The 20,694-nt window shown below is 63.3% G+C and carries 25 protein-coding genes; 11 read left to right on the top strand and 14 right to left on the bottom strand.

Features of this window, described 5'->3' with window-relative positions; genetic code table 11:
- Nucleotides 1-73: 73 nt before the first annotated feature.
- The 4 genes from HNP00_RS01850 to HNP00_RS01865 all read right to left on the bottom strand — a co-directional run bounded on the left by HNP00_RS01850 (nt 74) and on the right by HNP00_RS01865 (nt 2,910).
- Nucleotides 74-331, bottom strand: coding sequence for a type B 50S ribosomal protein L31 (locus HNP00_RS01850; RefSeq protein WP_009358283.1), 258 nt, complete (start codon nt 329-331; stop codon nt 74-76).
- Nucleotides 332-502: 171 nt separating this feature from the next.
- Entirely contained in the window at nt 503-1,312 is an 810-nt protein-coding gene (locus HNP00_RS01855) for an RNA methyltransferase (RefSeq protein WP_184735271.1), read from the bottom strand.
- 7 nt (nt 1,313-1,319) lie between these two features.
- On the bottom strand, nt 1,320-2,105 hold the full coding sequence (locus HNP00_RS01860; RefSeq protein ID WP_184735274.1) for a sulfite exporter TauE/SafE family protein: 786 nt from the start codon (nt 2,103-2,105) through the stop codon (nt 1,320-1,322).
- Nucleotides 2,106-2,124: 19 nt separating this feature from the next.
- A complete protein-coding gene (locus HNP00_RS01865; protein WP_184735276.1) occupies nt 2,125-2,910 on the bottom strand; it encodes an ABC transporter ATP-binding protein in 786 nt (261 codons plus the stop codon).
- A 124-nt stretch (nt 2,911-3,034) separates the two neighbouring features.
- On the opposite strand from HNP00_RS01865, the gene serB reads away from it, so the two are divergent.
- A complete protein-coding gene (gene serB, locus HNP00_RS01870) occupies nt 3,035-3,928 on the top strand; it encodes a phosphoserine phosphatase SerB (RefSeq protein ID WP_184735278.1) in 894 nt (297 codons plus the stop codon).
- A 79-nt stretch (nt 3,929-4,007) separates the two neighbouring features.
- On the opposite strand, the gene HNP00_RS01875 is transcribed toward serB, so the two are convergent.
- Nucleotides 4,008-4,757, bottom strand: coding sequence for an SDR family oxidoreductase (locus HNP00_RS01875; RefSeq protein ID WP_184735280.1), 750 nt, complete (start codon nt 4,755-4,757; stop codon nt 4,008-4,010).
- Nucleotides 4,758-4,927: 170 nt separating this feature from the next.
- Nucleotides 4,928-5,653: a beta-ketoacyl-ACP reductase gene (locus HNP00_RS01880; protein WP_184735282.1), complete on the bottom strand. Its 726-nt coding sequence runs from the start codon at nt 5,651-5,653 to the stop codon at nt 4,928-4,930.
- A gap of 153 nt (nt 5,654-5,806) precedes the next feature.
- Here HNP00_RS01880 and HNP00_RS01885 point away from each other — a divergent pair, with 153 nt between their 5' ends.
- From HNP00_RS01885 to HNP00_RS01905, 5 genes are all read left to right on the top strand, one after another.
- Nucleotides 5,807-6,322: a DUF3099 domain-containing protein gene (locus HNP00_RS01885; RefSeq protein WP_184735284.1), complete on the top strand. Its 516-nt coding sequence runs from the start codon at nt 5,807-5,809 to the stop codon at nt 6,320-6,322.
- A complete protein-coding gene (locus HNP00_RS01890; RefSeq protein ID WP_184735286.1) occupies nt 6,319-6,597 on the top strand; it encodes a hypothetical protein in 279 nt (92 codons plus the stop codon). The genes HNP00_RS01885 and HNP00_RS01890 overlap by 4 nt, the downstream gene beginning before the upstream one ends.
- On the top strand, nt 6,598-7,452 hold the full coding sequence (locus HNP00_RS01895; RefSeq protein WP_184735288.1) for an SURF1 family protein: 855 nt from the start codon (nt 6,598-6,600) through the stop codon (nt 7,450-7,452).
- Nucleotides 7,436-7,921: a YbaK/EbsC family protein gene (locus HNP00_RS01900; RefSeq protein ID WP_184735290.1), complete on the top strand. Its 486-nt coding sequence runs from the start codon at nt 7,436-7,438 to the stop codon at nt 7,919-7,921. Before HNP00_RS01895 ends, HNP00_RS01900 begins: the two co-directional genes overlap by 17 nt.
- Before the next feature lie 84 nt (nt 7,922-8,005).
- Complete coding sequence (locus HNP00_RS01905; protein ID WP_184735292.1) at nt 8,006-8,449, top strand: SRPBCC domain-containing protein; 444 nt, start codon at nt 8,006-8,008, stop codon at nt 8,447-8,449.
- A gap of 9 nt (nt 8,450-8,458) precedes the next feature.
- Here HNP00_RS01905 and HNP00_RS01910 read toward each other — a convergent pair whose 3' ends face one another.
- The gene (locus HNP00_RS01910; protein ID WP_184735294.1) at nt 8,459-10,057 is read right to left on the bottom strand and encodes an ABC-F family ATP-binding cassette domain-containing protein; all 1,599 of its coding nucleotides are present in this window, start codon (nt 10,055-10,057) and stop codon (nt 8,459-8,461) included.
- 256 nt (nt 10,058-10,313) lie between these two features.
- Between HNP00_RS01910 and HNP00_RS01915 the strand changes: the two genes are divergently transcribed.
- The 4 genes from HNP00_RS01915 to HNP00_RS01930 all read left to right on the top strand — a co-directional run bounded on the left by HNP00_RS01915 (nt 10,314) and on the right by HNP00_RS01930 (nt 12,674).
- Nucleotides 10,314-10,475: a hypothetical protein gene (locus tag HNP00_RS01915; protein ID WP_184735296.1), complete on the top strand. Its 162-nt coding sequence runs from the start codon at nt 10,314-10,316 to the stop codon at nt 10,473-10,475.
- Between the two features lie 162 nt (nt 10,476-10,637).
- A complete protein-coding gene (locus tag HNP00_RS01920) occupies nt 10,638-11,252 on the top strand; it encodes a biotin transporter BioY (RefSeq protein ID WP_184735298.1) in 615 nt (204 codons plus the stop codon).
- 34 nt (nt 11,253-11,286) lie between these two features.
- Complete coding sequence (locus HNP00_RS01925; RefSeq protein WP_184735300.1) at nt 11,287-12,054, top strand: energy-coupling factor ABC transporter ATP-binding protein; 768 nt, start codon at nt 11,287-11,289, stop codon at nt 12,052-12,054.
- Nucleotides 12,051-12,674, top strand: coding sequence for an energy-coupling factor transporter transmembrane component T (locus HNP00_RS01930; RefSeq protein ID WP_184735303.1), 624 nt, complete (start codon nt 12,051-12,053; stop codon nt 12,672-12,674). The genes HNP00_RS01925 and HNP00_RS01930 overlap by 4 nt, the downstream gene beginning before the upstream one ends.
- On the opposite strand, the gene HNP00_RS01935 is transcribed toward HNP00_RS01930, so the two are convergent.
- Together HNP00_RS01935 and HNP00_RS01940 are read right to left on the bottom strand one after the other, a co-directional pair.
- A complete protein-coding gene (locus HNP00_RS01935; RefSeq protein ID WP_221451050.1) occupies nt 12,671-13,888 on the bottom strand; it encodes a thiolase family protein in 1,218 nt (405 codons plus the stop codon). The two genes, HNP00_RS01930 and HNP00_RS01935, sit on opposite strands and share 4 nt — an antisense overlap.
- Nucleotides 13,881-15,290, bottom strand: coding sequence for a class I adenylate-forming enzyme family protein (locus HNP00_RS01940; protein ID WP_184735322.1), 1,410 nt, complete (start codon nt 15,288-15,290; stop codon nt 13,881-13,883). Before HNP00_RS01940 ends, HNP00_RS01935 begins: the two co-directional genes overlap by 8 nt.
- 61 nt (nt 15,291-15,351) lie before the next feature.
- On the opposite strand from HNP00_RS01940, the gene HNP00_RS01945 reads away from it, so the two are divergent.
- On the top strand, nt 15,352-16,248 hold the full coding sequence (locus tag HNP00_RS01945) for a neutral zinc metallopeptidase (protein ID WP_184735324.1): 897 nt from the start codon (nt 15,352-15,354) through the stop codon (nt 16,246-16,248).
- A gap of 79 nt (nt 16,249-16,327) precedes the next feature.
- Here the strand turns inward: HNP00_RS01945 and HNP00_RS01950 are convergent, their stop codons facing one another.
- From HNP00_RS01950 to sufB, 5 genes are read right to left on the bottom strand one after another with little or no spacing between them, the layout of a single operon-like run.
- Nucleotides 16,328-16,660, bottom strand: coding sequence for a metal-sulfur cluster assembly factor (locus HNP00_RS01950; protein WP_059389266.1), 333 nt, complete (start codon nt 16,658-16,660; stop codon nt 16,328-16,330).
- A 14-nt stretch (nt 16,661-16,674) separates the two neighbouring features.
- Nucleotides 16,675-17,469, bottom strand: coding sequence for a Fe-S cluster assembly ATPase SufC (gene sufC / locus HNP00_RS01955; RefSeq protein ID WP_184735326.1), 795 nt, complete (start codon nt 17,467-17,469; stop codon nt 16,675-16,677).
- Nucleotides 17,470-17,507: 38 nt separating this feature from the next.
- On the bottom strand, nt 17,508-17,864 hold the full coding sequence (locus HNP00_RS01960; RefSeq protein ID WP_184735328.1) for a non-heme iron oxygenase ferredoxin subunit: 357 nt from the start codon (nt 17,862-17,864) through the stop codon (nt 17,508-17,510).
- Between the two features lie 26 nt (nt 17,865-17,890).
- The gene (gene sufD, locus HNP00_RS01965; RefSeq protein ID WP_184735330.1) at nt 17,891-19,207 is read right to left on the bottom strand and encodes a Fe-S cluster assembly protein SufD; all 1,317 of its coding nucleotides are present in this window, start codon (nt 19,205-19,207) and stop codon (nt 17,891-17,893) included.
- Nucleotides 19,208-19,209: 2 nt separating this feature from the next.
- A complete protein-coding gene (gene sufB / locus HNP00_RS01970; RefSeq protein WP_184735332.1) occupies nt 19,210-20,685 on the bottom strand; it encodes a Fe-S cluster assembly protein SufB in 1,476 nt (491 codons plus the stop codon).
- Nucleotides 20,686-20,694 lie beyond the last annotated feature (9 nt).

The following is a 20,694-nucleotide window of genomic DNA, read 5'->3' on the forward strand; positions in this document are numbered from 1 at the left end:
AAAACGCAAAAGCCCGCAGCCGCCGAAGGTACGACGGGTGCGGGCTTTCACAGAAGCTTGGAGGTGAAGTTGATTACTTCTTGCCGCCGAAGCCCTTGAAGCGAGCGTTGAAGCGCTCGACGCGGCCTGCAGAGTCCATGATGCGCTGCTTGCCCGTGTAGAACGGGTGGGACTCCGAGGAGATTTCGACGTCGATGACCGGGTAGGTGTTGCCGTCTTCCCACTCGATGGTCTTGGAAGAAGACACGGTGGACTTGGTCAGGAACTTGACGCCGGAAGCCAGGTCGTTGAAAACAACAGCTTCGTACTTCGGGTGGATATCAGACTTCATAATGGGACCTTTTGTTCACGCAGCTGGATTTTGCCAGCTGCCAGGTATGAATGGATTCGGTCCGCACACTGAAAACAGGTTCCCGGTGCCGGGCCAACAATCAATCATAGCGGAAACCGCACCTTGCCACGAACCGGGCACCCGGTGCGCGGCGTCACCCCGTTGGGCGCGTCAGCTTCTCGGCCGCAGTTCCCAGAAAGCCACGGCAGAGGCGGCCGCGACGTTGAGCGAGTCGACACCGGCCCGCATGGGGATCTTTACCGCGAGGTCGACGGCGGCGAGCGTCTCCGCGCTCATGCCCGCGCCTTCGGTGCCGAGCACGAGGGCGAGTTTTCCGGGGTTGCTGGCGGCAAGGGCGTCAAGGTCCACCGCATCGCCTGTCAGTTCCATCGCGGCCACGGTGAAACCCTGCTCCTTGAGCCGCTCAAGATCACCAGGCCAGGATTCAAGCCGCGCCCATGGAACCTGGAAGACAGTGCCCATGCTCACCCGGACGCTGCGGCGATACAGAGGGTCCCCGCAGCGCGGGGACACCAGCACGGCGTCCACTCCGAGCGCGGCCGCGGAACGGAAGATCGCGCCGACGTTCGTGTGGTCGACGACGTCTTCGAGGACAGCCACACGGTGCGCGCCGGCCAGGAGTTCTTCAAGGGGCACCGGGGCAGGGCGATGCATGGCAGCCATGGCACCGCGGTGCAAGTGGAATCCAGTGATTTCCTCAAGAAGGGAGGCCTTGCCGATGTAGACCGGGATTTCCGGAAACTGTTGGAATACGTCGTCGAGGTCTTCCAGCCACTTCTCCGCCAGGAAGAAGGAGCGGGGCTGATGGCCGGCCGCGAGGGCCCGTCGAAGCACTCGCGACGACTCGGCAATGTACATGCCCTCCGCGGGCTCGCGGAGCCTGCGGAGATGAACGTCCGTCAGTTGTGTGTAGTCGGCAACCCGCGGGTCGTCAGCGGTTTCGAGATAGTGGAAAGTCACAGGGTTCCTATTTCAGCAGGTTGGCGATCATGAAGCCGAGTGCCACGATGCCAAGCGCGAAGATCACGATGCGCAGCGCGAGGGGCTTCAGGCGTCGTCCCACTTTGGAGCCCACGAGGCCGCCCATCAAGGAACTGACCGCAATGACTGCCACGACCGGCCATTCGATCCGGCCAAAGGCAAACAAGAGGTAGGAGCATGCTGCCACCACGTTGACGGCCAACACCAGGATGTTCTTCATCGCGTTGGCGTTCTGGATAGTGCCCGTCATGAAAACACCCAGAATGCCGACCAGCAGGATGCCCTGGGCAGCCACGAAGTAGCCTCCGTAGATTCCGGCCAGGAACACCAGCACCACCAGCAAGACGGTGTGCCGCTTGTCCTGGATGGCATGCTCCGGGTTGCCGGCCCGGTCCTGGACCCACCGCTGGAGTTTGGGTTGGAAGAGCACCATGAGCAGCGCGACGACGATCAAGATGGGAGCGGCGTAGTAGAAGACCTTCTCCGGGAGGTGCAGCAGCAACCAGGCGCCCGTGATGCCGCCAAGAAGCGACGCCGGCAGGAGCCGCAGAAGTTGCCGCCCCCTGCCCCTGAGCTCATGCCTGTAGCCCCAGGACCCGGTGACATTGCCCGCCACAAGCCCCATGGCGTTGCTGATGGTCGCAGTGACGGGTGCGTAGCCCAGGGCGATGAGGACCGGGAACGTCACCAGCGTGCCCGAGCCCACCACGCTGTTGATGGTTCCGGCCCAGAGCCCCGCGAAAAAGATCAGGATGCCACTAAGGATCTCCACTGTTTCTCGGTGCCCGGGCCTAGCGGCGGGCGGTGGCCGTGTAGCGGCCGGAGTTCTCGGTCACGTCCAGCGGCAGGCCGAAGGTGTTGCTGAGGTGCTCTGCGGTCAAGACTTCTTCGATGGGGCCCGCGGCGACCACTCCGCCGTCGCGAAGCAGCATGGCGTGGGTGAATCCCGGAGGAACCTCTTCCAAGTGATGCGTCACGAGAACCATCGCGGGGGCGTCTTCATCGAGGGCGAGTTCGCCGAGTTTGTGGACGAGCTCTTCGCGTCCGCCAAGGTCCAGGCCGGCGGCAGGCTCGTCGAGCAGGAGAAGCTCAGGATCGGTCATGAGGGCCCGGGCGATTTGCACGCGCTTACGTTCGCCCTCGGAAAGCGAGGCGAACGGACGGTTCAGGAGCGGTCCCATTCCCCATTCGTTGAGGAGGCCAAAGGCGCGGCGCTCGTCGTCGCGCTCGTATCCCTCGCGCCAGCGGCCGGTCACCCCATAGGCGGCAGTGACCACAACGTTGAGTACGTTTTCATGTTCCGGGATCTGGGTGGCGAGTGCCGCGGAGGAAAGGCCAATGCGCGGGCGGAGCTCAAAGACATCCACCCGGCCCAGCGTCTCGTCAAGGATCCCCGCTTTTCCGCTGGTGGGATGCATCCGCGCGGCGGCTATCTGCAGCAGAGTGGTCTTGCCGGCACCGTTGGGGCCGAGGATGACCCAGCGTTCGCCTTCATTGACCTGCCAGTCAACCTTGTCCAGCAGGGTCTTGGTACCTCGGACAACGCTGACGGAAGCCAATTCAAGAACATCACTCATAGGAGTAGACACTAGGACAAAAATGGGGGCGATAGATAACCGAAACTTCGGTCACACTGTTTGCGCGCCGCATTGGAAGAAACAGGATTCGGGTGGGGGTTCTGCGCTGGCTAAGATTGCAGCCATGAGTTCGAACTTGACCGCGGTCAGCTATGGCGTGAATTTGTCCCCTTCGGAGCTTGAGCACCTGCGCAAAGTGCTGTCCGGCTCCGGGGCTTCCTTCACGTCCGAGTCACGTTCGGGGGACGATCGCTTTGGGGTCTACACCCTCGGCCTGGCCGTTGACGGGGCAACTGCCGCCGACTTGTCCGGCCTCCGGCGCCGGATCGCCGACGCCGCGGCTCCCGGCATGGACACTGCGATCGTCGCCGATGCCTTGCGCGACGCTTCACGCAAGTTCCTGATCATGGACGTCGACTCCACCCTGATCCAGCAGGAAGTCATCGAACTGCTTGCTGCACACGCCGGCAAGCGCGAGGAGGTGACGGCCGTTACCGAGGCCGCAATGCGAGGCGAACTGGACTTCGCGCAAAGCCTCCACGCCCGCGTGGCGGTGCTCGCAGGCCTGCCGGCCGCCGTCGTCGACGCCGTCCGTGCCGAGGTGCGCCTGAGCGAGGGTGCGGCGGATCTCGTTGCTGCTTTCAAGGCCGCGGGCCACGCGGTGGCGGTGGTGTCGGGTGGCTTCAACCAGATCCTGAAGCCGATCGCGGAGGAACTTGGGCTGGACTACTGGATCGCAAATGAACTCGAAATCGTTGATGGCGTCCTCACGGGCAAGGTGCTCGGCGACGTCATCGACCGCGCAGCCAAGGAGAAATACCTCCGCGAGTGGGCAGCTGCCGAGGGGATCGATCTGGAGCACACCATCGCCGTGGGCGACGGCGCGAACGACCTCGACATGCTGGAGGCAGCTGGGATCGGTGTCGCGTTCAACGCCAAGCCTGCCGTCCGGGCGGTAGCCGATGCCGCCATCAACATGCCATATCTGGACGCGGTCCGGCATATCGCCGGCGTCTAGCTGGAATTCATGCAACACTGAAGCGGCCTGGGACTGAGCAATTCAGCCAGTCCCGGGCCGCTTCTTCGTGCGGAAAAAGTTAGGCGCTCTTGCCGAAGTAGTCGGCGCCGCCCACGTATTCGGTGTGGCCGCTCTCGACGTCGGCAGTCACCATCTTGGCAACCTCGGCGGCGAATTCCGCCACGGAGTACAGCTTGCCGGCCTCGGCGCGGCGGGCCTCAATGGCGCCCGGGTTGGAGCGGTCCAGTAAAGTGGCCGTGACGGTGCCCTCGATCATGTCGCCGGAAACCACCACGAGGGAGATGCCTTTCTCGGCAAGGTTCGGGAGAAGTCCGCGCAACGCGTCCTCACCGGCGCGCTTGCTACGGGCGACCGGCTCGTACTCGGGCATAGTGGGCACGGTCTCGACGAAATGTGCCTGGTGGCTCGTGACGAAGACCACGCGGGAACCTTCCGGCATCAGCGGAATTGCGGCGTTGAGCATGTTGACCTGGGCATCGCGGTTCAACTTGAGGGCGTAGTCCTCTTCCATGCCGGATTCCATGCCACCGGAGGCGTTGAGCACCAGGACGTTCAGCGAACCGAATTCCTCCATGGCGGCGCTGGCCAGCGACTGGACGCCTTCCTGGGTGGTCAGGTCCGCCCCGACGGCGACAGCACGGCCACCGGCCGCTTGGATATCGCCCACTACCTTGTTAGCCCGCGGGGCCTTCTGGCGATAGTTGACGACGACGGCAGCGCCCTCGCCGGCCAGGATCTTGGCTACTTCAGCGCCGATGCCGCGTGAAGAACCGGTGACGATTGCCGTCTTGTTGTCCAGCAGTCCCATTCGTGCTCCTTTATTCAAAGCGTCCAATTTGTTCAAAACATCCAAGTTCTCATAGTCCTGAGTCAATCATGCCAGCGGCCTTCATCGTTCCATCTGTGGATTCCCCACAAAGAACGGATTGGCGATTTTTTCGGTTTCGCCCACGCGCGTCGCTCCGCGAAGGGAAGCGCCTAGTGGCCCATCCCCAGGCCGCCATCGACCGGGATGACAGCACCGGAAATGTAAGCAGCCTCGTCACTAGCAAGCCACCGGACCACGTTGGCCACCTCGGAAGCCTCGGCGAAGCGGCCCGCCGGCACACTCGCCAAGTACGCCTTCTGGGTATCCTCGGGAAGCTCGGCGGTCATGTCAGTGTTGATGAAGCCCGGGGCAACCACATTTGCCGTGATGCCGCGACTGCCAAGTTCGCGAGTCAGGGAACGGGCGATGCCCACCATGCCCGCCTTCGAGGCCGAGTAGTTGATCTGGCCCGGGGCACCGTAGAGACCCGAGACGGAGGAGATCAACACAACGCGTCCCTTGCGCAAGCGGATCATGCCCTTCGAGGCCCGCTTGATGACTCGGAAGGCACCAGTCAGGTTGGTGTCGATGACCGAGGTGAAGTCGTCTTCGCTCATGCGCAAGAGAAGCGTGTCCTTGGTGATCCCAGCGTTGGCCACCAACACTTCGACTGGACCGTGAGCAGCCTCAACTTCCTTGAATGCCGCGTCAAGCGAAGCCTCGTCCGTCACATCGGCTTTGACGCCAAGGATCCCTTCGGGAAGAGGCGTTTCACTGCGGTACGTCACAGCAACCTTGTCGCCGTTGGCCAGGAATGACTCTGCGATAGCCAGGCCGATCCCGCGGTTTCCGCCCGTGATGAGGACACTGCGGGGGGTTGATACTGCTTCAGACATGCTGCTCTCCAGAGTTCCGCGGCAGCACTGTGCCGTTTGAAAGTTGGTGATTTCCTGCATCGATCTTAGCCGCCGGGAGCCTGTAGCCGCGGGTAGCTGTCCCCGGCGCGGTTTGGGTGGCCCGTTCCATGGTGAGAGAATTGAGAGAAGCCGTTGGAGCGTGATGAATCAGCCGTGACAAGAGATAGCAGTCCCCTGCAGCAGGCGCCCGGGGACCCGGACGCCGTTTCAGGTGACCCCGTAGTGCACAGCATTACCGATGCCGCTGCCGCCCATTCGGACGACATGCGCGAAAGAATGATCAAGTACGCCGTAGCCATGGGTATCCGCATGGTGTGCATCATCCTCATTTTTGTGGTTGATGGTTGGTTCAAGATCATCGCCATCGCCGGAGCCGTGTTCCTGCCCTGGATTGCCGTGGTGATCGCCAACGGCAGCGACAAAGCCGAAGTCCACAGCGATGCCTTGTTGGACTACGTGCCGGCTGTCGAGCTGGAAGCTTCGGTTGAAGAAGACTCGGAGCCCGCGGCGCCCGTCACGGTCCTGGAGGGCGAACTCATCGACGACGACGCCGCCCGCCAAGACGATTCGGGCCCGGAAACTAAAGACATCACCGGCGGCGGCAAGCTCAAATATCCGCATGGCGGGGAAGAACAGGCAGCTTCATGAACATCTTCACAATGAGCGGCCTTGGGTTCGAGAATGAGCAGCAAGCCGGTCATCGCGAGTCACCCGGAGCAGTGTGCTCACGCAAGGCCTGCCGCGCAGAGGCCACGTGGCAGCTCTTGTGGAACAACCCGCGCATCCATACCCCCGATCGGCGCAAGGTGTGGCTTTCCTGCCAGGAGCACCGGGAATGGCTGGAGGATTACCTGCAGACCCGCGGCCTGTGGAAAGAGACAATACCTTTCGAAAAGACCACAGACCCAGGCGAGGTCCGCTGAATGTACCGCTTTCTTTTTTCCAGCAAGTGGCTGGGCTACTTCGTCTTGGCCGTAATCTTCGCTGCGGGCTGCGTTTTCCTGGGCCGCTGGCAAATGGACCGCCGGGCCGAAACGCTGGCGGAAATCAACCGTGTTGTCAGTAACTATTCGGCCACTCCCCTTCCGTTCTCCGCCGCCAAGGCGGAGTTCCAGGCGTTGGATCCGGAGCGGGAATGGACACAGGTGGAACTGCGCGGAAGCTATGACGTGGCCGGCCAACGCGTCGTCCGTAACCGCCCCCTCAACGGCCAGCCCGGATACGAGGTAGTGGTCCCCTTCCGCTTGACGAGCGGCGAAGCCGTGGTGGTTGACCGCGGATGGCTCCCAATCGGAAACAAGACTCCCGGTCACCCTGACAGCATCCCGGCCCCGCCGGCCGGCGAGGTCACCGTCGTCGCGCGATTGAAGGCCTCGGAACAGAAACTGGACCGCGGCGCCGTCGACGGCCAACTCGCGTCCATCGATCTGCCCTCCTACGCCGTAGAACTCGGCTACCCCATCATGACCGGGGCCTATGGGCAGCTGGCCACGGAATCGCCTGCTGTCCAGCCGATGCCCGCACCGTTCCCCAAGCCCGCCACGGACGAAGGCACCCACCTGTCCTATTCCTTGCAGTGGTTTGCCTTCGGCGTGCTGATGTTCGTCGGGTTCGGCTATGCGGCGAGGCAGCAGGCCCGCAATGCCCGGATTGATGCCGAGGACGAGGACGAAGAAATCAGTGCGACGCCTCGTCGCAAGGCTCCCGCGCCGCGGAAGTCAAAGCGGCCGACGGCCGAAGAAGAGGAAGACGCAATCCTGGATGCGCAAGGCTACTGAGGTGGTCCCGGCCCCCGTCCTGAACGTGAAGTCGGCGCTGACGGCGGCAGGCGCCCTGGACACGGTGCTCACTTTTGACGATGACGTCCCGACGGCGATCGCCGCAGCTTCCCTCTTGGGCTGCGACGTCGCAGCGATAGCCAACAGCCTGGTCTTCGAGCTCGACGGCGCACCCCTGCTGATTCTCGCGAGCGGAGCCGCGAAGGTGGACACGGCCCTGGTGGCAGCGACTTTGGGCGCCGCCAGGATCCGCCGGGCCACCCCGGACTTCGTCCTGGAACACACGGGCCAGGCCGTGGGTGGCGTGGCTCCCGTTGGCCACCCACAGCCCATACGCACCATCCTCGACATATCCCTCCAGGAGCATCCGCTTCTTTGGGCAGGCGCGGGCGACCATCACTCGATGTTCTCCATCAGCTACAGCGAACTGCAACGGATTACGGCCGCGCAGCCCTTGCAGGTCCGCTGAGCCCCAGGTCCACTGAGCGGAGGTCCTGAGCTATGGGTCCACTGAGCGGTTGTTCCGACGCCGCCCGGCGCTAGGCTGGTGAGCATGGCTGAATACACCTACGTCACGTACATCGAAGGAACCCCGGACCGGATTTGGACGGCGCTGACGGATGCCGCTCAGACCGCCGAGTACTGGGGCCACGCCAATGTCTCCGACTGGAAAGCAGGTTCACGCTGGGAGCACCAGCGCACGGATGGCTCCGGGACGGCCGACGTTGTGGGAACCATCCTGGAAGCAACGCCGCCGATGCGCCTCGTCAACACCTGGGAGGATCCTACCGTTCCAGAGGTGGTGAAGCCCGACGTGGTCACCTTCACCATCGAGTCACACGACGGCATTGCCAGGCTCACCGTCCACCACAGGAACATCGCCGACGAGGAGCAGCTAGCCATTGCAAGCCGAGGCTGGTCGGCCGTCCTCTCCAACCTGAAAAGCTACATCGAACTGGGCCGGCCCCTTGCCTCTGTGCCGTGGGAAATGCCCTAAGGCTGCCCTCTAAGCGAGGGTGATGAGGTCCAGGTAATCTTCGTTCCAGTGGTCCTCGACGCCGTCCGGGAGCAGCACCACGCGTTCCGGATTGAGCGCCTCCACGGCGCCTTCATCGTGGCTGACGAGCACGACGGCGCCCGAATAGTTTCGCAACGCGCCCAGGATTTCGGCGCGGCTGGCGGGGTCAAGGTTGTTGGTGGGCTCGTCCAGGAGCAGTACGTTCGCGCTCGAGGCCACGATCGTGGCGAGGGCCAGTCGCGTCTTCTCACCACCGGAAAGGACACCCGCTGGCTTGTCGACGTCATCTCCCGAGAACAGGAACGAGCCGAGGATTCCGCGGACTTCAGCGTCCTTCATGTCAGGGGCGGATGAACGCATGTTCTCCAAGACAGTGCGATCGTGGTCAAGGGTTTCGTGCTCCTGGGCGTAGTAGCCCACCTTGAGGCCATGGCCAGGGACAATTTCGCCGGTGTCCGGCTTGTCCACTCCAGCAAGCATGCGCAAGAGGGTGGTCTTGCCTGCACCGTTAAGGCCCAGGATCACCACCTTGGAACCGCGGTCGATTGCCAGGTCCACATCCGTGAAGATCTCCAGGGAGCCGTACGACTTGCTCAAGCCTTCCGCTGTAAGCGGAGTCTTGCCACAAGGTGCGGGATCCGGGAATCGCAGTGCTGCCACGCGGTCATGCTCGCGGACTGCTTCGAGGCCGCCAAGCAGCCGCTCGGCACGCTTTGCCATGTTCTGCGCTGCCACAGCCTTCGTGGCCTTGGCCCGCATTTTGTTGGCCTGGTCCATGAGGACCTGGGCCTTCTTCTCGGCATTCGCGCGCTCACGCTTGCGGGCACGTTCGTCCGTTTCGCGCTGTTGCAGGTAGCGCTTCCAACCCATGTTGTAGAAGTCGATCTGAGCCCGGTTGGCGTCCAGGTGGTAGACCTTGTTGACCGTGGCTTCAAGGAGCTCCACGTCGTGGCTGATCACTATCAGCCCGCCCTGGTGTCCCTTGAGGAAGTCGCGGAGCCACGTGATGGAGTCGGCATCGAGGTGGTTGGTGGGTTCGTCCAGGAGCAGGGTTTCGGCGTCGGAGTAGAGAATCCGGGCGAGCTCGACGCGGCGGCGCTGGCCACCCGAGAGCGTCTTGAGCGGCTGGTTCAGGAGCCGCTCGGGAAGGGCCAGGTTGGAGGAAATAGCTGCGGCTTCGGCCTCGGCCGCATAACCGCCTCCGGCGAGGAACTCAGCTTCCAGGCGGTCGTAGCGGTTCATCGCTTTGCGCTGTACGGTGGCGTCTTCGCTGGACATGTCCGTTTGAGCCTGCTTCAGCTTGCCCACCACCACGTCGAGGCCGCGGGCGGAGAGGATGCGGTCGCGCGCCAGCTGTTCCATGTCCGGGGTCCGCGGATCCTGTGGCAAGTAGCCAATCTCGCCGCTCCGGGCAACCTTGCCTGCCGCGGGCAGCCCCTCGCCGGCCAGGACGCGGGTGAGGGTCGTTTTGCCTGCACCGTTCCGGCCAACCAGGCCGATCTTGTCCCCCTTGTCCACGCGGAAGCTGACCTGATCCATGAGCAGGCGGGCGCCGGCGCGCAGTTCGAGTTCCTGGACGGTAATCAATTCGGGGAATGCCTTTCAACGGGGAACACCCGCGGCACGGAAGTCATCGGCGCAGCTGGGGTGGAGGGGGCCGAACAAACGGCCTATACGATTCTACCGCCCGCCGAGTCCCACGCTTGCCAGCGTAGACGTTGAGCATCCATCGTCCACGATCCCGAAACAGAAAGCACCCCGGCTACGTTGACGACACACGCGGCTATGGCGTCGTTCCGGCCGCATACGAGCCACGTGCCGCCACAAGGGAGACCGTCTTCCCGTGAACGAGGGACAGCTGAGCACGGCTGGCATCATCGCGGCCGTCGTCGTGGCGGTGGTGACCCTCGTCGCAGCGGTGCTGGGCGGCCTGGCCGGCATGCACTACCACCGCAAGGTGGACCGGGTGGGCTTCACTCCAGTGGACGACGACGGCGTGGACTGAGGGAGGACAAGTCCGATCCCGAAAGGTCCGCTGCTCTTTGTCCCTTCGCTCCAAGGCCTTGCCGGACTGCTCGTGGACACCCTACAAAATACTGCGCTTGGCTGCTCTGTAGTCTCGGTTTCAGGGGATTCATTCCGCCCCCGGCATCAGACAGGAAACAACATGAGCAGCATCAAAACAGCAGCTACTGGGCGCACCGGCACCCGCACCCGCTGGACGTCCACTGACATCGGCCTCATCGCGGTGTTCGCGGCTTTGGTGGCCGCTTCAACGATGATTCCAGGGATTCCGGTAGGCGCCCTTGGTGTCCCGATCACGCTACAGACACTTGCCGTTTTGTTGACCGGCCTTGTGCTTGGCGGTGGCCGGGCCTTTGCCGCCGTCGGGCTGTACACCCTGCTCGGTTTTGCCGGGCTGCCGATCTTTAGCGGTGGCCGCAGCGGGCTTGGCATCCTGGCCACACCATCGGCCGGCTACATCATCGCGTTCCCGCTCGCCGCCGCGGCCGCCGGATGGCTCGCGGCCCGCGTGATCCGCAGGACCGTCAAGTACCGTACTCTGTTCTTGTTTGCAGCAGCAATGGTCAGCACGATCGTCCTCATCCACGGCCTCGGCGTGCTTGGCTTCATGGTCAATGGCAAGTTCGACTTCGCCAAGGCATTTCTGGCCGACCTGCCCTACTACCCCGGCGATACCATCAAGAATGTCCTGGCCGCGATCATCGCCGTCGCCCTCCACAAAGCATTCCCGGACATCCTGGTCCGCCGCGTCAAATAGACGCCGCGCCAAATAGAGCGGGAACAATCAGTACATGAACACCATCATTCTCAGCGAAGTCTCGGTGCGCGTGGCCGTCGATGGCAGCCCCGCGCCCAAGACCTTGCTGCAGGACGTGTCATTGGAACTGACCGAGGAGCGCATCGCCGTCATTGGGGCAAACGGCTCCGGAAAATCCACCCTATTGCGTTTGCTCAACGGTTTGGTCGCCCCGAGCGAAGGTGCCGTCACCGTCAACGGCGCGGACAGCATGGGAGACGTTCGTCAGGTCCGTAGCCAGGTAGGTTTCGTCTTCACCGATCCCCTGTCGCAGTTGGTCATGCCGACCGGCCGGGAAGATGTTGAACTCTCACTGCGGCGTTCCATCAAGAATTCCAAAGAGCGTGCGGCCCGGGCAGAATCCGTCCTGGAACGGTTCGGCCTCCTCAAGCTCGCTGATCAAAGCATTTACGAGCTCTCCGGCGGAGAACGGCAGTTGCTCGCCCTCGCCGCCGTCCTCGCGGTGAATCCTGCTGTACTGGTGCTCGATGAGCCTTCAACGCTGCTGGACCTGCGCAATCGGGAGCTGCTCCGACGCACGCTTGCCGGCCTTGAGCAACAAATCATCATGTCCACCCACGATCTCGAGCTCGCGCTGGAAGCGGAACGCGCCCTGGTGGTGGATGGCGGACGGATAGTGTTCGACGGCGGAGCAGCGGACGCCGTCGAACACTACCGTGCGCTTTGCTCCGAGGCAGCGGCACCTGGCGAAGTCCGCGGGGTCGCCGCTGGATCCTCCCAAGGCAAGGTGCAGGCGACGTGAGGGGCCGTGGGGTCCTGATCCCCAACTATGTGCGTGGCGGCTCGATCGTGCACCGCACGCCCTTGTGGCTGAAATTCCTGTTGGTCGCGGGCTGCGGCCTGGCCTCGTTCCTGATTGTCGACTGGCTCGTCTCGGCGGTGGTCCTGGCCGTGATGTGCGGGCTCTTCATGCTGAGCGGTGCAGGGTTCAAACGGCTCGTGCATTCCGTGTGGCTGGTGACGCCCATCCTTCTCGTCATCGGCGCCTTCCAATGGTGGCAGCTGGGCGGCCCTGTCGCCGCCCGGATCGTCCTCAATGTGCTCGTCTGCGTCGTCGCGGCGTCGGTACTAACGGTCTCGACGCCGGTGCAGGCGTTGCTGGACGGGGTGGTCTCGCTGTCTAGGCCGTTCGAGCGTTTCGGGGCAGACCCGGAGCGCTTCGCGCTGACCATCGCCATCATGCTGCGCAGCCTTCCGTTCATCGCCGGCGCTTTCTCCGATGTCCGCGACTCTGCCCGCGCGCGGGGGTTGGAACGCAATCCCCGCGCCCTGGTCCTTCCGGTGTTCATCACCACTGTGGCTTATGCGCGGCAGACCGGCGACGCCTTGGCAGCACGCGGCCTGGGCGACCCGGAAGACTAGTCGTCCTGGAGAAGGGCGTACCGGAACATTGCCGCCGTGCCCATTCCACCCGCGATGCTGATCATCGCCAGCGCCAAGCTCTCCCGGCCAGGCTTGTCCTTGGCGATCGTGCGGGCTTGGGCCAGTAGCCGCGTGACCAAAACAGCCCCAGACGCACCGTAGCCGTGCCCCAAAGCCAGGGCCCCGCCGTCGAGGTTGACCTGCTCTGGATCGACTCCCAGCGCATCAAGGCAGGCGAGAGCCTGCGAGGCAAATGCCTCGTTGAATTCCACCAAGTCCAGTTCCTCCGGCGCCAAGCCCAGCCCCGCCAGCAATCGCTGAGCCGCCACCGAAGCTCCGATACCCAGTAGCTCCGGGTCCACTCCTGCCGTGTCGCATCCCAGTACGATCAGTCCGTCGGCGGCACCAAGTTGCCGGGCCCGTTGCAGTGAAGTGATCACGACGGCGGCGGCCGCGTCCGCGTCGAAGCACGAGTTTCCGGCCGTCACAGTGCCGCCCGGAACGAAGGCGGCGGGAAAGCGCGCCATGAGTCCGGCCTTGAGTGACGCGCGGGGACCATCATCGGTTTGGATCAGGGCACCCCCTGTTTCCAAGGGAACGATTTCCGGGACGAAGGTGCCGGCAGCCGCCGCCGCGACGGCGCGCCGATGGCTCCGCAAGGCGAAATCGTCCTGCCGCTCGCGGCTGATGGCGAATTCCCGCGCCACATTTTCAGCGGCCACGCCCATGTCCGGGTCCCCGAATTCGGGCGGCACGAAGGTGGCCCGGGCGTAGAAGTCCGGATCGCCGTCGGGGTCCTGATTTCGCCTGGCACGCAGTGGAGCTGTGCTGATACTCTCCACTCCCCCGGCCAGGAAGACGCCATTGCCGCCGGCGGCCACCAGCCGCGACGCCAGGGCTATAGCATCGAGCCCGGAACCACACTGCCTGTCCACGGTCAGCCCGGGAACCTCCACCGGGAGTCCTGCCTGCAGTGCGGCGTAGCGGGCCAGGTTGCCGCCACCACCCACGGCATTGCCGATCACGACGTCGCTGACATCAAAGTCGCCAACACCCGTCTCCGCCAGAAGTGAGCGTAGGACCGGAGCCAGGAGATCTTCGGCACGGAGCGACTTCAGTTGTCCGTTGGCGCGGCAAATGGGTGTCCGCAAGGCGGCAATGATCACGGGCTGGCGGGAGGGATCCAGCCTTGTGCCCGGCTCGCGGCTAAGCAAGGGGTTTCGCCCGAGGATCGTGGTTCTTGATCCAGTCCAGCAGGATCTGGCGGCTGACTTTTCCACGGTCCGTCACCGGCAGTTCGGACAGGGAGAAGTACTGCAGCGGCCGCTTGTCCCGCGCAAGTAGACCGTCCAAGCCCGTCTTCACTTGGGTTGCGGTCACCGAGCCGTAGGCGGGGAGGATTCCTGCCACGACTCTTTGTCCGCGGATGTCGTCGACCATTCCCGCGGCGACGGCCGCTGAGACTCCGGGGACGCACGCCAACGCGAGTTCCACCTCATGCGGGTAGACGTTCTTGCCGGAGGTGATGATCATGTCAGATCGACGGCCCAGGATATGCAAGATACCGGCGTCCACATAGCCTTGGTCCCCCACCGTGTACCAACCCTCAAAGCAGCGCAGCGCCTGCCCGTCGTCGCCCCACAGATATCCGTTGCTGACCATGCCGCTGCGGACACAGATATTGCCTTGCGCCCCCTCTGGCTGTTCCGCGCCGGTATCATCCAGGATCTTGAGCTCGACGCCGGGAAACGGACCCCCGATGCCGGTGCCGCCCGCATCGAGCGGTTCGCCCGCCGCAAGGCGTGTTCCCGAGACAAAACTAAGCTCGGAAGCGCCGTAGTACTCGAAGATCGCCGCATTGGGCGCCCAACGCCTGGCGGCCTCCAAAGTACGGGCATCTAGCTTCGAACCCGCGCAGATAATGCTGCGCACCCCGGAGGCATCGACACCGCCAACCAGTCCGCGCTCGCTCAACAAGCGCAGCATGGTCGGCACGAGGACCAGGCGAGTAACGCCGTCGTGGCTGATGGCCGCATGGGCGTCGCCGACGTCGAAGGTCTCCAAGGTATGGAAGGCCGCCCCCGCGTAGAGGCACTCGGAGAGGGCGTACAGGTTCAGGCTCGCGGCGAGCGGCCCGGGGGCAAGCGTCTTGTCCTCGGGGCTCAGTCCGAAGAATTCGATGGAGGCGTCAAACGAGACCTGCCACGAGCGCCGTGAACGGGTGAAGGCTTTGGGGACGGATGTGGTTCCAGAGGTCAGGCCGACCAGGAACGTGGTGTCGGGAAGGCCGTCGGCAAGCTCCCGGTCAGTAGGGGGAGCTTCTGCGGTGGCGGGCCCGTCCTGTCCTATCCGCTCGGCGACCTCATCCAGGATCGGCTGCGGCCACAGCGGGTCGAGTACGGCGCAGCAGCGCTCGCCCGCCACTGCGGCAGCGTATGCCACCACGAAGTCCAGGGAATTGGGCTCAGCAAGTATCGTCGTCGCGGCTGTCTCTTCCAGGCGCAGGGTCGCAGCGTCTCGAAGGTCGGCCCAAGTGAGCCGTTTGTCGCCCACGACGACGGCGGTGTCGTCGGGGCGATCATCGGCCCAGCGCTGTAGTCGGTCCAAAAAAGGCATCATCGAATTTTAGCCTCTGCGGCGAACTTCGGGCCTGTGTGTGACGTCTATTGTTGGGACTATGAGTTTCAATGACGGCGCGGACCTCGACCCGAACCAAGTGCAGGACCGGCGCGGCGGCGGGATGGGGCGTGGAACGAAGATCGGCGGCGGTATTGGAGGGGGAATTATCCTTCTGCTGGCCGCTCTTTTCGGCATCAACCCGAGCCTGCTCGAGGGTCTCGCCGGCCAGCAGCAACCACCGGCCGTCGGGACAGCCTCCGGCGGAACCCAGCAATGCCGGACAGGCGCGGACGCCGACAAGAGACTCGACTGCCGCATCACCGGTACCGTCAATAGCCTCAACGCCTTCTGGCCCGCCTATCTGGCCGACTACAAAGTGAAGTACCCGCAGCCGAAAACCGTGATCTTCAGCGGTGCCACGAGCACCGGTTGCGGCCCTGCCTCCACCGACGTTGGTCCGTTCTACTGCCCCGCAGACACCACGGCCTACTTCGATCCCGGATTCTTCCAGGAGCTCGTGGACCGCTTTGGTTCCTCCGGCGGTCCGCTCGCGCAGGAGTATGTGGTTGCCCACGAGTTCGGCCATCACATCCAGAACATCCTGGGGAATCTGGACAAGGCCCAAGAAGATCCTCAAGGTCCGAAATCCGGTGGCGTGCGCGTGGAGCTTCAGGCCGATTGCTATGCGGGCCTCTGGGTCAAATACGCCAGCACTACAAGGGACCCGAAAACCGGTCAACCTTTCCTCGATCCGCTGACCAAGCAAGACATCCAGGATGCCCTGTCCGCTGCCTCGTCGGTGGGCGACGACCGCATCCAGAAGGCCGCCACCGGGAAGGTTTCGCCGGAGTCCTGGACGCACGGTTCAAGCGCCCAGCGGCAAAAGTGGTTTTCGCAGGGTTACACCACCGGCGACATCAACAAATGCGACACCTTCGGCGTGACCCAGCCTTAACCGCAGAAAGTACGACGGCGGCCGGCCACCTTCCAGCGAAGGTGGCCGGCCGCCGTCGTGCTCTGAGCAGTCGTTGTTGCTAGATGTTGAAGCCGAGGGCCCGCATCTGGTCTTTGCCGTCGTCGGTGATCCGCTCGGGACCCCATGGCGGCATCCATACCCAGTTGAGGCGCCAGTCGTCCACGATGCCGTCGAGCGACTGGCCGACCTGCTCTTCAAGGACGTCCGTCAGCGGGCAGGCCGCCGTCGTCAACGTCATGTCGATGAGCAGAGCGCCGTCCTCTTCGGAGTACTTCAGACCGTAGAGCAGCCCAAGGTCCACCACGTTGACACCGAGTTCCGGGTCAATGACATCCTTGAGCGCCTCCTCGACGTCCTCGAGGCTGGTGCGAGCCGCGTTGATTTCGGTCATGGCGGGAGTCCTAACTAGGCCTGTGCTGCTGCGGCAGCAGCAATGGTTGCTGCGCCGGCGCCCGTGGCGTAACGGTCGTAGCCTTCTTCTTCGAGGCGGTCGGCCAGTTCAGGGCCGCCCTCTTCGACAACCTGGCCATCAACAAACACGTGGACGAAGTCCGGCTTGATGTAGCGCAGGATGCGGGTGTAGTGGGTGATGAGCAAGGTACCCATGTTGCCCGTAGCGTGGGCGCGGTTGACACCCTCGGAGACGACCTTGAGCGCATCGACGTCCAGGCCGGAATCGGTCTCGTCAAGCACGGCGAACTTGGGCTTGAAGAGTTCGAGCTGGAGGATCTCCACGCGCTTCTTCTCGCCGCCGGAGAAGCCCTCGTTGACGTTGCGCTGTGCGAAGTCGGCGTCGATGCGCAGCTGCTGCATGGCCGCCTTGACGTCCTTGGTCCAGGTGCGGAGGGCGGGAGCTTCGCCGTCGATTGCCGTCTTGGCGGTGCGCAGGAAGTTGGTCATGGTGACGCCCGGAACCTCTACGGGGTACTGCATGGCCAGGAAGACGCCTGCACGGGCGCGCTGGTCAACGCTCATAGCCAGGACGTCTTCGCCGTCGAGCGTGATGGTGCCCCTCGTGACGTTGTAGCGCGGGTGGCCGGCAATGGTGGACGCCAGGGTGGACTTGCCCGAACCGTTGGGGCCCATGATTGCGTGGGTCTCGCCAGTCTTGATGGTCAGGCTGACGCCCTTCAGGATCTCCTTGGTGCCCTGCTCCGTCTCGATGCTGACGTGCAGGTCCTTGATCTCAAGAGTAGACATGCTCTTCTTTCTTTCGTAAGTCTTTAGGCACTTGGTGCTCAGTAGTTCTGTACTGAGGCGCCGTTCACAACGTTGGTCACGTCCACGTAGACGTCGTCACCGTCGAGGGTGACGGCGAAGACGGGGACGGGGTCATAGGCAGGGAGCTGCAAGGGCTGTCCGGTGCGGAGATCGAACTGGGAACCGTGGCCCCAGCATTCGATCGCGCAGCCTTCGATTTCACCCTCGGCGAGCGAAATGTCGGCATGCGAGCAGGTGTCGCCGATGGCGTGGATCTGTCCCATCGAGTCCTTGACGATGGCTACGGGGTAGTCATCGATCAGGATGCGCAGCGCCTGCTTGACCTGGATCTCGTTGGCGTTGCATACCAGCTCGCCTTGTGGCTGTTCGCTCATAGTCTGTTTTCCCTGCTTGGCTTGTATTAGTTGTCGCTCGCGGCGAGCTCGCGCTCAACAGCTTCGGTGAGGCGCTCTTCGAGGGCCGGTACCTTGATCTGCTGGATGATCTCGTTGAGGAAGCCGCGGACCACCAGACGACGGGCGACGTCTTCCGGGATGCCGCGTGCCATGAGGTAGAACAGGTGTTCGTCGTCGAAACGGCCGGTGGCGCTGGCGTGGCCGGCACCCTCGATCAGCCCGGTTTCGATTTCCAAGTTCGGGACGGAGTCCGCGCGTGCACCATCCGTGAGGACCAGGTTACGGTTCGCCTCGTAAGAATCGGTGCCTTCTGCTTCCTTACGGATCAGGACGTCGCCCACCCACACGGTGTGTGCGTTGCGGCCCTGCAGGGCACCCTTGTAAAGCACGCGGGACTTGCAGTTGGCTACGGCGTGGTCAACAAACAAACGCTGCTCAAGGTGCTGGCCTGCGTCGGCGAAGTACAGGCCGAACATCTCGGCTTCCGCGCCGGGAGCCGTGAAGCGGGTGGACGGAGTCATGCGCACAACGTCGCCGCCGAGGCTGACCACGATGTGCTTGAACTTGGCGTCACGGCCCAGTTTCGCCTGCTGTGACGAGGCGTGAACGGCGTCGTCGTTCCATTCCTGGAGCGAGATGACCGTCAGCTCAGCACCGTCTTCGACGAGGATTTCGACGTTCTCCGAAACGATCGCGCTGCCCTGGTGATCCAGGACGATCCGGGACTTGGAGAAGCGGCCCGCCACGATCACGATGTGCTGGGCGGAAGCTTCAGTGGAGGTGCCGGTCAGCAGGACGGACACTTCGCCGTCGAGCTGGAGCTCGGCGGGCACCGTGATGACGGTGGCCTCAGTAAAGTTCTCCCAGGCGTTGGCGGACACACGGTCCTCCGGGATGGCCGCGGAGCCGATGCGGACGTCGTCCCGTCCCACCGTCTCGACGACGATGCCCTCCGGGGCGGTAACGGCGACGGACGGTGCCGAACCGGACAGGACCTCGTTGTGAAGTCCGCGAAGCCGCTTGAGCGGAGTGAAGCGCCAGTCTTCTTCCAGCCCGGTGAGGGGCTTGAAGTCGGCCAGCTTGTACGAGGTCAGTCGACCTGCGCGCGAGCTGTCCGGAATTCCAACCCCGCCACCGTGGGAGTGGCTCTTGGCCGAGGCGCCGGCAAGCGGACCTGCCGACGGCGCCAGCTCCGACGTCGTAGAAGTGTTGGTTCCGGTGTTGACCGGCGAGAGGTTCTCGCCCTCTTCGGTGAAACCGTCAATAAATGGCTGTGCCGATGGCGCGCCAATGCGGGCCTTTTCAGTAGTGATTTCAGTCATTGCTAACCGACGGATCCTTCCATCTGCAGTTCAATCAGGCGGTTGAGTTCAAGGGCGTATTCCATCGGCAACTCACGGGCAATCGGCTCAATGAAGCCGCGCACGATCATGGCCATGGCCTCGTCCTCGGGCATACCGCGGGACATCAGATAGAAGAGCTGCTCCTCACTGACTCGGGAAACGGTGGCCTCGTGACCCATCACCACGTCATCCTCGCGGATGTCGATGTAGGGATAGGTGTCGGAACGGGAAATGGTGTCTACCAACAAGGCGTCACAACGCACGGTGTTGGCGGAGTGCTTGGCGCCTTCACGGACCTGGACCAGGCCTCGGTAGGCTGCACGACCGCCGCCGCGTGCCACGGACTTGGAGATGATGGAGCTCTTGGTGTTCGGAGCAATGTGGACCATCTTGGAACCGGTGTCCTGGTGCTGGCCTTCGCCTGCGAAGGCGATGGACAGGGTCTCACCCTTGGCGTGCTCGCCAACCAGGTAGACAGCCGGGTACTTCATGGTCACCTTGGAGCCGATGTTGCCATCGATCCATTCCATGGTGGCGCCCTCTTCGCAGATGGCGCGCTTGGTGACCAGGTTGTATACATTGGTGGACCAGTTCTGGATGGTCGTGTAGCGGACGCGGGCGCCCTTCTTCACGATGATTTCCACCACGGCGGAGTGCAACGAGTCCGAGGTGTAGATCGGCGCGGTGCAGCCTTCGATGTAGTGGACATAGGAATCCTCGTCCGCAATGATCAGGGTGCGCTCGAACTGGCCCATGTTTTCCGTGTTGATGCGGAAGTAGGCCTGCAACGGAATGTCCACGTGGACGCCCTTGGGGACGTACACGAAGGAACCGCCGGACCACACAGCCGTGTTCAGGGAAGCGAACTTGTTGTCGCCCACCGGAATAATGGTGCCGAAGTACTCCTGGAAGATCTCCGGGTGCTCGCGAAGCGCAGTATCGGTGTCCAGGAAGATGACACCCTGCTTCTCAAGGTCCTCACGAATCTGGTGGTACACCACCTCGGATTCGTACTGTGCCGCCACACCGGACACGAGGCGGCTGCGCTCAGCTTCCGGGATGCCCAGCTTCTCATAGGTGTTGCGGATGTCCTCGGGGAGGTCTTCCCACGTGGCAGCCTGCTTCTCCGTGGAGCGCACGAAGTACTTGATGTTGTCGAAGTCGATGCCCGAGAGGTCCGCACCCCATGTGGGCATGGGCTTGCGGTCGAAGTACTTCAAGCCCTTCAAGCGGAGGTCCAGCATCCATTCCGGCTCGCTCTTCTTGGCCGAAATGTCGCGGACTACATCTTCGTTGAGACCACGGCGCGCATTGGCGCCGACGTCGTTCTTGTCAGCCCATCCGTACTCATAGTTGCCAATACCGTGCAGCTCGGGATTCTTCTCCAGAATCTCCGAGATCACAGCACCGTCAGCTAGCGCTTTCTCTGCTGTTCCTTCAGCTAATTGACCCGTCATCACGGCCTT

The organism is Arthrobacter sp. AZCC_0090, assembly GCF_014207375.1.
Lineage (GTDB): Bacteria > Actinomycetota > Actinomycetes > Actinomycetales > Micrococcaceae > Arthrobacter.